The following is an 11,208-nucleotide window of genomic DNA, read 5'->3' on the forward strand; positions in this document are numbered from 1 at the left end:
ATCCTCCTCTACTTATATATATTATTATCTACTAGTTTTTTTATCGTCAGCTGCATGTCCTTTAAATGTACGAGTTGGAGCAAATTCACCTAATTTGTGACCAACCATATCTTCAGTTACATAAACAGGTACATGTTTACGACCATCATATACTGCAAAAGTATGACCGATGAAATTTGGGAAAATTGTAGAACGACGTGACCATGTTTTGATTACTTGTTTCTTTTCACTTCCGTCTTGAGCTTCTACTTTTTTCATTAAATGATCATCAACGAAAGGTCCTTTTTTAATACTACGAGCCATTTGGGCGCCTCCCTTCTTATTGTGTGCGTGCAGCTGTTAAGCCGCACACTCAAATAAGTTGTTATTATTTTCTTTTACGTCCACGAACGATAAGTTTATCAGATGATTTTTTACCGCGACGTGTTTTCTTACCAAGCGTTGGTTTACCCCATGGTGACATTGGAGATGGTCTACCGATAGGAGCACGACCTTCACCACCACCGTGTGGGTGATCGTTAGGGTTCATTACAGAACCACGAACTGTTGGACGGATACCTTTCCATCTTGAACGACCAGCTTTACCAGCGTTAACAAGTTCATGTTGTAAGTTACCAACTTGACCGATTGTAGCACGGCAAGTAGATAAAATCATACGTACCTCACCAGAACGTAATCTGATTAATACATATTTACCTTCTTTACCAAGTACTTGTGAACTTGCACCTGCTGAACGAGCAATTTGTCCACCTTTACCAGGTTTTAATTCGATATTATGAATTACAGTACCAACTGGAATATTTTGTAATGGTAAAGCATTACCAACTTTGATATCTGCTTCAGCACCACTTTCAACTGTTTGGCCTACTTGTAATCCTTTTGGTGCGATAATGTAACGTTTTTCACCATCAGCATATACTAATAAAGCAATGTTAGCTGAACGGTTTGGATCATATTGGATTGAATCAACTTTAGCAGTGATTCCGTCTTTATTACGTTTGAAGTCAATTACACGATATTGACGTTTATGTCCTCCACCATGGTGACGAACTGTTAATTTACCTTGATTGTTACGACCCGCTTTTTTCGGTAGCGGTTGTAATAATGACTTTTCAGGTGTAGTCTTCGTGATTTCAGCGAAGTCTAACGTAGTCATATTACGACGACCATTTGTAATTGGCTTATATTTTTTAAGAGCCATTGTCGCTTACCTCCTTAATGGTAATATTATTTTATTTTAGTTGAATAAGTCGATTGAACCTTCTTTAAGTTTTACAATCGCTTTTCTTCTTTTATTTGTATAGCCTTGATAACGGCCCATACGTTTTTTCTTTGGTTTGTAGTTGATGATATTTACACTTTCAACTTTAACGTCGAAAATTTCTTCAACTGCAATTTTAACTTGAGTTTTGTTAGCACGAGTATCTACGTCAAAAGTATATTTATCTTCAGCCATTGCTTCAGAAGATTTTTCAGTGATTACGGGGCGCTTAAGAACATCTCTAGCTTCCATTATCCGAGCACCTCCTCAACTTTTTTCGCAGCTGATTCAGTAATGATTACACTGTCAGCGCTAGTGATATCTAATACGTTTAATCCTTGAGCAGTACTTACTTGTACACCAGGAATATTACGTGCAGATAATTCAACATTTACATCTTCGTTTTCTGTTACTACTAACACTTTTTTAGGTTGTTCAAGTGTAGTTAAAACATTTTTAAATTCTTTTGTTTTTGGTGCATCAAAACCAAAAGTATCAACGATTGTAAAGTTGTTTTCTTGAACTTTGAAAGATAATGCAGAACGTAATGCTAAACGACGCATTTTCTTAGGCATTTTGTATGAATAGCTTCTTGGAGTTGGTCCGAAAACGATACCACCACCACGCCATTGGGGAGCACGGATTGTACCTTGACGTGCACGTCCTGTACCTTTTTGTCTCCATGGTTTACGTCCACCACCACGAACAGCTGAACGATTTTTCACTGCGTGTGTACCTTGACGTAAAGAAGCACGTTGTAAATTGATTGCTTCGAAAAGAACACTGTTGTTTGGTTCGATTGCGAAAACTGAATCGCTTAATTCAACTGAACCAGATTTTGATCCGTCTACTTTTAATACATCATAATTAGCCATTATGCTTTTTCCTCCTTTCGCTACTTATTATTTATTACCTTTTTTAATTGAAGATTTAATTTCTACAAAACCTTTTTTAGGTCCAGGTACATTACCTTTTACTAAAATAACATTGTTATCAGTATCAACTTGAACAACTTCTAAGTTTTGAACTGTAACTGTGTTACCGCCCATACGTCCAGGCATTTTTTGACCTTTAAATACTCTTGAAGCATCTGAAGCCATACCTACTGAACCTGGAGCTCTGTGGAAATGAGAACCGTGAGCCATTGGTCCACGACCTTGACCATGACGTTTAATTGCACCTTGGAAACCTTTACCTTTTGAAGTTCCTGTAACATCAATAATGTCTCCAGCTTCAAAAGTATCTACTGTGACTTCTTGACCTACTTCGTATTCATCAACATTAACGTTTCTGAATTCACGAATGAAGCGCTTAGGTGCTGCGCCAGCTTTTTTAGCGTGACCTTCAGCTGGTTTATTTGCATATTTATTTGATTTAGCATCTTTTTTATATGCTTGTTTGTCTGCAAAACCTACTTGGATAGCATTGTAGCCATCAACTTCTTCAGTTTTCTTTTGTAATACTACGTTTTGATTTGCTTCTACTACTGTAACAGGGATTAATTCACCGTTTTCTCCGAATACTTGTGTCATCCCAATTTTTCTTCCTAAGATTCCTTTGGTCATCGAAAGTCCACCTCCTAAATTGATCTATTATAATTTAATTTCGATGTCTACACCAGATGGTAAGTTTAAGCCCATTAAAGCATCAACTGTTTTTGGTGTTGGGTTAACAATGTCGATTAAACGTTTATGTGTACGTTGTTCGAATTGTTCACGAGAATCTTTATACTTGTGCACCGCACGAATAATTGTATAAACAGATTTTTCTGTTGGTAACGGAATTGGTCCAGATACATCTGCACCAGAACGTTTAGCAGTTTCAACAATCTTTTCTGCTGATTGATCAATTACACGGTGATCATAAGCTTTTAATCTGATTCTGATTTTTTGTTTTGCCATAATTTTCCCTCCTTGTTCGTCTACATTGAAGTGATAGACTTCTCCACGAAAACTATCTCACACAACGCCATGGCAAAGCGGCCGGGTGTGTCAGTAACCTTTCGCTTCATCGCTTTCTTTAAGTCCAACATTAAATATGTTACAAGAAAAACACTGATAAATCAAGGTTTTTCTTTAACTTTTTTTATTTACGTCTAACACATACTTAAGTATTGTACTGGAAATTTTTATGTAGTTCAACCATTTTGAGTAAATTTTTTCCCTTTTTTCTATAAACCTTTATAATAGATATAGAGAGTAATGAATTTTGAAATTATAGCTATACATTTTTAATGCTAATTTATTTTAAAATTCATGAACTTTATCGGAGGTGAATATAATATAAATGAAAAGAAATGTGAAACTTACTTTAGCAATTATTAGTATCTTCTTAATAGCTAGTGAATTTTTCTATGGTATTCCTTTTTTAGGAGGCTCAGTTATTCTTGGCTTTGGTTGGCAACCTTTATTATTAAATGCTTTACTTTATCTTATTTTAGGAATCATTCTATTAGTAGATTCTCAAAACACAATTAAGCCAATGGCAATGATTCCATTTATTGGATTAATTGGATCATTTGTTGCTTTTCTACCTATTATTGGTATGTTTACGCATTGGGTACTCTTTTTCTTAATGGTATTCTTTATATTTGTTGTACTCAACGCACCAACTTACATTCCAAATAAAGATTCTAAAGTTATTTATACTCAATACAAAGATGATAAAAACAATTAATAATTTCAATATTAAAAAGACACATTTAATTCAAAAATTAAATGTGTCTTTTTATGTCTAACCGTGTACAAACACGAAGTATAAAATAAATAATACCATTAATACATACATGATAGGATGAACTTCTTTATGTTTTTTAGTAATTAACATTGTTATTGGATAGAAGATAAACCCACATGCAATACCTGTAGCAATTGAATATGATAAAGGCATCATAATGATTGTAATAAATGCTGGTACTGCTACTTCAAATTTTTTCCAATTAATTTCAGCAAAGTTTGCCGCCATTAAAATACCAACTACAACTAACGCTGGTGTTGTTACTGCACTTGTAACGACTTCAATTAGTGGACTAAAGAATAATGCTAATAAGAAACAAAAACCAGTTATGATACTTGCAAAACCTGTACGTGCTCCTACTGCAACACCAGAAGTAGATTCAATATAAGAGGTTGTTGTAGTTGTACCAAAAATAGCCCCAACAATTGTAGCAAGTGAGTCTGCAAATAATGCTCTTCCAGCTCTTGGTAACTTATTGTCTTTCATTATACCTGCTTGGGTTGCTACTGCTACTAAAGTACCTGCAGTATCAAAGAAATCAATAAAGAAGAACGTTAAAATAACAATAAGAAATTGGATAGTAAATAATTGGCCTGGATCTTTAAATGCTTCAAAAGCTGCTCCAAATGTAGGTGTAATACTTGGAATTTTACCTACAATACCTGATGGTGTATGAATTTGACCTGTAATCATCCCTACAATTGCAGTTATAATCATACCAATAAAAATTGAACCTGGAACCTTTCTAGCATATAAAATGATTGTTATAGCAATCCCAAATATAGCTAAAAGTACTGATGGTTTAGTTAAATGACCTAATGTTACAAGCGTTGAATCATTTTTTACAATAATACCTGCACTTTGTAAACCTACAAAAGTAATAAATAGCCCTATACCTGCCGAAACCGCCATTTTCATTTCATAGGGTATTGCATTAATAATTATTTCCCTCAATCCAGTTGCTGTTAATATCGCAAAGAATATACCTGAAAATAGCACACCTGTTAAACCGATTTGCCAAGGAATTCCCATTGTTAAAACAACTGTAAATGCAAAGAACGCATTTAACCCCATCCCTGGGGCAAGCGCAATCGGATATCTTGCAATCAGTCCCATGAATAAAGATCCTACAAAGGCTGCTAATGCTGTCGCTACAAAAATGGCACCTTGATCCATTTTCATATCACCAGATATACCTTTAACACCTGCTAAACTTAAGACTTGAGGATTCACGGCTAATATATAAGCCATTGATAAGAAAGTTGTGATACCACCGATGATTTCTCTTTTGTAGTTAGTACCATACTCGTCGAATTGGAAGTATTTTTTCACAGCTTTAAACTCCTTTTTTTGAAATACTTTAATAGTTTAATATTACTTACTTAAAAAAACAATACTAAAAACGAACTTTTATCGACTTATTTCATTATAAGTTCGATTTTAGTTAAAATTTTAAGTTCTTTAATGCATCTTTAAAAGGATTATTATCCAATTCATCATGATTATTCATATATTTTTTCATATCTTTTTTAGAAACTTTACCATTATTTTTATTTTTCAATCGTTGATCCATTTGTGCTTGGGTTTCAGTATGACCGCATACACATCGGTAGACCGCTTCTTTTCCTCTTCCAAACAATGTCATTTTCTTTTTACAGTTAGGACAACGTGCATTCGTTTTACGTTGAATATTCTTTTTAGTGTGACAGCTAGGGTCTTGACACACTAGCATTTGTCCGTTTTTAGTTTTTACTTTTATCATAAATTTACCGCAATTGGGACATTCAGTAGAAGTTAAATTATCATGTTTATATTTTTGATCACTATGTTTGATTTCCCCAACAATTTCTTTAGTAAAATCTTTCATCTCATTAATAAATTGTTTAGCGTTATATTTACCTTTCTCAATAGAAAGTAATTTTTCTTCCCATTCTGCAGTCATTAAAGGAGAAGTCAGCGCTTTAGGAGAAAGCTCTAATATTTGTTTTCCTTTAGATGTCACTTTTAATTTTCCATCTTTTGATTCTATTGCATTAATATTGAATAGTTTTTCAATAATATCTGCACGCGTCGCTACTGTTCCAATTCCTCCCGTCTTATGAAGGGTATTAGCGTACTTTTTGTCATTCAATTGAATATAATTTTGTGGGTTTTCCATCGCCTTAAGTAAGCTACCTTCATTGAAATATTCAGGTGGTGTTGTTTCATGTTCGTTTACTTTGACTTGTTGTACATGATAGGTCTCTTCCTTGCTAAAAGTGATAGCCTTATTAGCAGTTGAATCATTGTTACTAAGTGCTTTAAATCCTAATTTACGTGTGACGTTTTTGGCATGTTTAAATTGATATTCTCCCACTTTTAAAAAAACCTGTGTCGCTTCATACTGATAAGGATCCATTAATGTTTCTAAAAATCGTTGTGCAACCATTAAATATAGTTTTGTTTCTCTGTTAGTTAATGTATCAAAGTTGGGTCTAATTTCAGTTGGGATAATCGCATGATGGTCTGACACTTTTTGATTATTAAAAATATGCATCTTAGTTGTAAATGACTTAGTCAATAACTGACGAGCATGTGATTTATAATCAGTCGCTAATAAGGCTTGGAGACGTTCTTGTATGGTATCTGTCATATCGTTAGACAAGTAGTTAGAATCTGTTCTTGGATATGTTAATAGTTTATGACGTTCATAAAGACTCTGTAAGGTATTTAAAGTTTCTTTGGGTCCCATTTTAAATCGCTGGTATGATGCTTGTTGTAAATCAGTTAAATTATATAAAGGTTTTGCGTAAGATTTTTTTTGCTTAATTGAAACATCTTCAATCTGACCTGATTGTCCTTCTATTTTTTTAGATAATTTTTGTATTTCTTCTTTATTAGTAAATCTTTGATTCGTTTGAATATCAAATATAGCGTCATTTACATTTAAAGAAAGTGTGTAATACTTTTGAGGTTTAAAATGATTAATTTCTTGTTGTCGATGATAAACCAGTTGAATCGTTGGTGTTTGTACTCTTCCTAATGAAAGTTGAGCATCATATTTAGTTGTCAGTGCTCTAGTAGCATTAATACCCACTATCCAGTCCGCTTCACTTCGTGCAAGAGCTGCTTGATACAAGTGATTATATTCACGTCCATCTTTTAAATGTTTAAAGCCTTGTTGTATTGCCTTTTTAGTCACCGAACTAATCCATAAACGTTTAATTGGCTTTTTATTTTTCACTTTATCTAAGATGAGACGTGCTACTAGCTCTCCTTCACGCCCAGCATCTGTAGCAATAATAATGTCCTTCACATCTTTATTTAATATTAAAGATTTTACAATTTTAAACTGTTTACTTGTCTTCCCTATGACCACAGTATGCATTTGCTTAGGTAATATAGGTAAATCTTCTAATTTCCATTCTTTATATGTTTTGTCATAATGTTCTGGTTGAGCATTTGTTACTAAATGACCTAAAGCCCATGTCACTATATAGCGCTGATTTGCAATATATCCATTATGTTTTTCTTTAATATTTAGTGCTTCTGCAATATCTCTCGCTACTGAGGGTTTTTCCGCTAGAATTAATGATTTCATTCAAATTTCCTTTCGCATTCTTACTTTTTATTTTCATACGTTTAATATTGTAACATGTATAGCAATAGTGTTACTTTCCATCTCAACTTATTAATTTAAAGTAAAACCCCTATATTAAATTCAGCTTACTAAAATACTTAGGCTATACATTTTTATAATATTAGTCTTTTATATTTTATAAAAAAATGAGCAATTGCGTTTTATATCAATCACAAATAATATAAAATATTCACCAAGTGTTATGGAAAGGAAAGCACTTATTTTTGAAAAGGAGAGTGAGTAATAAATGCAGATTATTAACATATTAATCGCCTTATTACCTGCATTATTTTGGGGAAGTCTCGTATTAATCAATGTATTTGTAGGAGGAGGTCCATACAATCAAATTAGAGGTACAACGTTAGGTACATTGGTTATTGGTTTAATCTTACTTCTTACAGGTCATGCACAATTTGATAACCCTACTGTCATCATTGTAGGGTTAATTTCTGGTGCAATGTGGGCATTCGGTCAAGGAACTCAATTACAATCTGTTAACCTTGTCGGCGTATCTAAAACAATGCCTATTTCTACTGGTTTACAATTAGTAGGTACAACTTTATTTAGTGCTATCTTTTTAGGTGAATGGAGTACTGGATTACAAGTTACTTTAGGACTTATTGCAATGGTTTTATTAGTAACAGGGATTGCCCTTACATCACTAAAAGGAAAAAATGAGCGTTCTACAAAAGATCCTAATTTTAGTAAAGCAATGGTGATTCTAGTTGTAGGTACATTAGGTTATGTAGGTTATGTAGTAATCGGGAATATATTTGGCGTAAATGGTACTGATGCCTTATTCTTCCAATCAGTTGGTATGGCTATTGGTGGATTTTTACTTTCAATGAGACATGAAACAAATATTAAATCTACCACACTTAATATTATTCCAGGGATTGTTTGGGGAATAGGTAACTTATTTATGTTCTATTCTCAACCTAAAGTTGGTGTAGCAACAAGTTTCTCATTATCACAATTATTAGTTATAGTTTCTACTCTTGGTGGTATATTCTTATTAGGTGAGAAAAAAGATCGACGCCAAATGATTGGGATTTGGTCAGGTATTGCGTTGATTATCATCGCAGCAATTATATTAGGAAACTTAAAATAAGTATATTGAGGAGGTCATACAATGTTTTCTGAATTAGAAAATAAAGTTGTTGTTATTACTGGCTCTGGCAGTGGCATAGGAAAAGCAATGGCGGAAGTTTTTGGTAAAGAAAAAGCGAAAGTAGTCTTAAATTATAGATCAGAAAGTCATATGAAAGAACTTGATGCCCTTCAAGAAACAATCAAAAAATCTGGCGGTGACTCAATTACGGTGCAAGCCGATGTTTCAGTCGAAGAAGATGTGAAACGATTAGTAGAAACGGCTGTTAAAGAATTTGGAACAATTGATATCATGATTAATAATGCTGGTTTTGAAAAAGCCACTCCAAGTCATGAAATGTCTATGGCTGAATGGCAAAAAGTTCTTGATATTAACTTAACTGGTGCATTTATTGGTTCACGTGAAGCGGTAAAACAATTTTTAAAAGAAGATAAGAAAGGTATTATTATTAATACTTCAAGCGTGCATGATACCATTCCTTGGCCAAATTACGTTAACTATGCTGCAAGTAAAGGCGGTCTTAAGTTAATGATGGAAACAATGTCAATGGAATATGCCCAACATGGCATTCGTATTAATAATATCTCTCCAGGTGCCGTTGTGACTGAGCATACAAAAGAAAAATTCTCTGATCCAAAAACACGTGCCGAAACATTAGAAATGATTCCAGCTAGAGAAATCGGTGATGCAAAAGATGTAGCAAACGGTGCATTGTTCTTAGCTTCTAATTTAGCTAGTTATGTTCATGGAACAACATTATATGTTGATGGTGGTATGATGAACTATCCTGCATTTATGGGTGGAAAAGGGTGATCATACTATAAAGTAAAAAAGCAAGCGATGATTAAAAATCGCTTGCTTTTTTCATATATATAGTTTTTATACAAAGATAGCTTGATAAATATATATAATAATAATACTTATCACAATAGAAATATTAGTAACCATTCCAACTAATGGCAATGTTTTATATTTAAACTGAATTGAATATGGAATAATTGCCACACCCACAGGAAGTAACCATGTAATTAATAACGTTGTTTTAATCATATCATCCGATGTTGGTAAGAAAAAGTGGACTAATAAACCAGCAATACATCCAAGTCCGTAATGGACAATTAAATATTTCACTGCAATTGGTAAAAATTGTTTTTCAATTCTGAAGCTCAACATAATTCCAAGTAAAATCATTGATAGTGGCATGTTTGCTTTAGAAATAATGGTAAAAAAGTCAATTGAAGCTTTTGGTAAATGAATATTAGCCATATTAAGTATAAACATTACAATATAAGTAACGAGTGGTACTGAAGAAATTAACTTTTTCCCTAAAAATTTGAAATTAAATTGATCACTACCTTCACTGTAATAACTACCTACAAAGTAAGTGACTCCAAACATAATAATTGCCCCACCGATATCGGCCATACCAAAATAAATCATACCATTTTCAGGCCAAATTGTTTCTACAAGTGGATAAGCAAATAAACCAATGTTTAATGACGCTGCCATCATACCTACTGAACCCTTGACATGATTATCATATTTTCTAAATAATGCAACCATAATTACTTTGGCCAATATGCCATAGATGAGCATCATAATTGGTAAAATAGAAAATGATAAATCAAGATTCGCACTATTTAAATTGACAATAACTAAAGAAGGTAATGTGACATTCAATACAAGCGTAGACAATACTTGACTATCTGCAGACTTAATAAAATTAATACGTTTAAGTAAGTAACCTAATGCAATTAACAAAATAATTATTATAAATTGCTCAGTCACAATTCATCCCTTCTTCCCTAATATTCCATTACAACTAATTACTCTAACACAATTAACAGTATTTTTAGAAGTTACTTGTTTCATGCTATAATCATTACTAATCATATTAATAAATAAGGAGTTCGACTAGACATGGACTTAGAATCACAATTAGCTGAGCTTAAATACGATTATATTCGTTTACAAAATGATTTAGAGAAAAAAGAATCACTAAATCAACAGATTGATCCTTTAGTAAAACAATTAGAAGAAATTGAAAAAGAAATTTCAGACATACGTTCAAAATTACATCAGAAATAATTTTTCAATATATCTAGGCATGAAAGTTCATGAATGCTATGATATTAGTCGTAATAGAAAGGATGTCATCAAGTGAAAATATACTTAATTTTATTACCCATACTGTATCTTATTGTAAGTTATATCAGTATTTTTAAAATGAAATCAATGTTCGTACATATTTTACGTCTTATTATGGGAATATTATTATTATTTGTAGTAGCTATCACTACGATCCAATTTCCTAGTGAAAATTGGTGGGTATTTGTTGTATTGCTTCTTCTTGTAGGAAATGTAGAAGTTACAGCTTTTAAAGCACTTAAAAACGATTATAAAGGTGTTTCAATTTTAAATATTATATCTATTATTATTTTTGTAATATATATTATTTTAACTTTTACTATGTATTAATAA

General features: G+C 32.7%; 14 protein-coding genes. 5 read left to right on the forward strand and 9 right to left on the reverse strand.

The genetic code is table 11. The features are described from left to right. Window positions 1-24 precede the first annotated feature (24 nt). The 6 genes from rpsS to rpsJ all read right to left on the reverse strand — a co-directional run bounded on the left by rpsS (window position 25) and on the right by rpsJ (window position 3,162). Window positions 25-303 carry a 30S ribosomal protein S19 gene (gene rpsS / locus NR218_RS11810; protein ID WP_002448348.1) on the reverse strand — a complete coding sequence of 93 codons (279 nt, stop codon included), beginning with the start codon at window positions 301-303 and terminating at the stop codon, window positions 25-27. A 64-nt stretch (window positions 304-367) separates the two neighbouring features. Continuing rightward, window positions 368-1,201 (reverse strand): 50S ribosomal protein L2, encoded by an 834-nt coding sequence (gene rplB, locus NR218_RS11815; protein ID WP_002448473.1) that lies wholly within the window; start codon window positions 1,199-1,201, stop codon window positions 368-370. 36 nt (window positions 1,202-1,237) lie between these two features. Then, window positions 1,238-1,513, reverse strand: a complete 276-nt coding sequence (rplW, locus tag NR218_RS11820) for a 50S ribosomal protein L23 (RefSeq protein ID WP_002448403.1) — start codon at window positions 1,511-1,513, stop codon at window positions 1,238-1,240. Beyond that, entirely contained in the window at window positions 1,513-2,136 is a 624-nt protein-coding gene (rplD, locus tag NR218_RS11825) for a 50S ribosomal protein L4 (RefSeq protein WP_002448327.1), read from the reverse strand. The genes rplW and rplD overlap by 1 nt, the downstream gene beginning before the upstream one ends. A 27-nt stretch (window positions 2,137-2,163) precedes the next feature. Continuing rightward, window positions 2,164-2,826, reverse strand: a complete 663-nt coding sequence (gene rplC, locus NR218_RS11830; protein ID WP_002448523.1) for a 50S ribosomal protein L3 — start codon at window positions 2,824-2,826, stop codon at window positions 2,164-2,166. 27 nt (window positions 2,827-2,853) lie between these two features. Beyond that, window positions 2,854-3,162 (reverse strand): 30S ribosomal protein S10, encoded by a 309-nt coding sequence (rpsJ, locus tag NR218_RS11835; RefSeq protein WP_001118667.1) that lies wholly within the window; start codon window positions 3,160-3,162, stop codon window positions 2,854-2,856. 385 nt (window positions 3,163-3,547) lie between these two features. On the opposite strand from rpsJ, the gene NR218_RS11840 reads away from it, so the two are divergent. Next, window positions 3,548-3,937: a hypothetical protein gene (locus NR218_RS11840; RefSeq protein WP_019835779.1), complete on the forward strand. Its 390-nt coding sequence runs from the start codon at window positions 3,548-3,550 to the stop codon at window positions 3,935-3,937. A gap of 57 nt (window positions 3,938-3,994) precedes the next feature. Here the strand turns inward: NR218_RS11840 and NR218_RS11845 are convergent, their stop codons facing one another. Beyond that, a complete protein-coding gene (locus NR218_RS11845; RefSeq protein WP_002448576.1) occupies window positions 3,995-5,329 on the reverse strand; it encodes an NCS2 family permease in 1,335 nt (444 codons plus the stop codon). A gap of 112 nt (window positions 5,330-5,441) precedes the next feature. Next, window positions 5,442-7,577, reverse strand: coding sequence for a DNA topoisomerase III (locus NR218_RS11850; protein WP_017174848.1), 2,136 nt, complete (start codon window positions 7,575-7,577; stop codon window positions 5,442-5,444). A 286-nt stretch (window positions 7,578-7,863) separates the two neighbouring features. On the opposite strand from NR218_RS11850, the gene NR218_RS11855 reads away from it, so the two are divergent. Further along, window positions 7,864-8,727: a GRP family sugar transporter gene (locus NR218_RS11855; protein ID WP_017174849.1), complete on the forward strand. Its 864-nt coding sequence runs from the start codon at window positions 7,864-7,866 to the stop codon at window positions 8,725-8,727. Window positions 8,728-8,748: 21 nt separating this feature from the next. Next, window positions 8,749-9,540, forward strand: coding sequence for a glucose 1-dehydrogenase (locus NR218_RS11860; protein ID WP_019834801.1), 792 nt, complete (start codon window positions 8,749-8,751; stop codon window positions 9,538-9,540). A gap of 66 nt (window positions 9,541-9,606) precedes the next feature. On the opposite strand, the gene NR218_RS11865 is transcribed toward NR218_RS11860, so the two are convergent. Further along, a complete protein-coding gene (locus tag NR218_RS11865; protein ID WP_048762087.1) occupies window positions 9,607-10,515 on the reverse strand; it encodes an AEC family transporter in 909 nt (302 codons plus the stop codon). A 132-nt stretch (window positions 10,516-10,647) separates the two neighbouring features. On the opposite strand from NR218_RS11865, the gene NR218_RS11870 reads away from it, so the two are divergent. Next, window positions 10,648-10,815: an SE1832 family protein gene (locus tag NR218_RS11870; protein WP_101804312.1), complete on the forward strand. Its 168-nt coding sequence runs from the start codon at window positions 10,648-10,650 to the stop codon at window positions 10,813-10,815. Window positions 10,816-10,887: 72 nt separating this feature from the next. Further along, window positions 10,888-11,205, forward strand: coding sequence for a membrane stabilizing protein MspA (gene mspA / locus NR218_RS11875; protein ID WP_019834800.1), 318 nt, complete (start codon window positions 10,888-10,890; stop codon window positions 11,203-11,205). Window positions 11,206-11,208 lie beyond the last annotated feature (3 nt).

The sequence above is a fragment of the Staphylococcus sp. SUC_1.2 genome (assembly GCF_026222585.1).

Bases quoted from the DNA above. Each gene is read 5' to 3' on its own strand.
- rpsJ (WP_001118667.1), bottom strand. From the start codon at position 3,162: ATGGCAAAACAAAAAATCAGAATCAGATTAAAAGCTTATGATCACCGT.
- NR218_RS11855 (WP_017174849.1), top strand. From the start codon at position 7,864: ATGCAGATTATTAACATATTAATCGCCTTATTACCTGCATTATTTTGG.
- rplW (WP_002448403.1), bottom strand. From the start codon at position 1,513: ATGGAAGCTAGAGATGTTCTTAAGCGCCCCGTAATCACTGAAAAATCT.
- NR218_RS11840 (WP_019835779.1), top strand. From the start codon at position 3,548: ATGAAAAGAAATGTGAAACTTACTTTAGCAATTATTAGTATCTTCTTA.
- rplB (WP_002448473.1), bottom strand. From the start codon at position 1,201: ATGGCTCTTAAAAAATATAAGCCAATTACAAATGGTCGTCGTAATATG.
- rplD (WP_002448327.1), bottom strand. From the start codon at position 2,136: ATGGCTAATTATGATGTATTAAAAGTAGACGGATCAAAATCTGGTTCA.
- rplC (WP_002448523.1), bottom strand. From the start codon at position 2,826: ATGACCAAAGGAATCTTAGGAAGAAAAATTGGGATGACACAAGTATTC.
- rpsS (WP_002448348.1), bottom strand. From the start codon at position 303: ATGGCTCGTAGTATTAAAAAAGGACCTTTCGTTGATGATCATTTAATG.
- NR218_RS11860 (WP_019834801.1), top strand. From the start codon at position 8,749: ATGTTTTCTGAATTAGAAAATAAAGTTGTTGTTATTACTGGCTCTGGC.
- NR218_RS11850 (WP_017174848.1), bottom strand. From the start codon at position 7,577: ATGAAATCATTAATTCTAGCGGAAAAACCCTCAGTAGCGAGAGATATT.
- NR218_RS11870 (WP_101804312.1), top strand. From the start codon at position 10,648: ATGGACTTAGAATCACAATTAGCTGAGCTTAAATACGATTATATTCGT.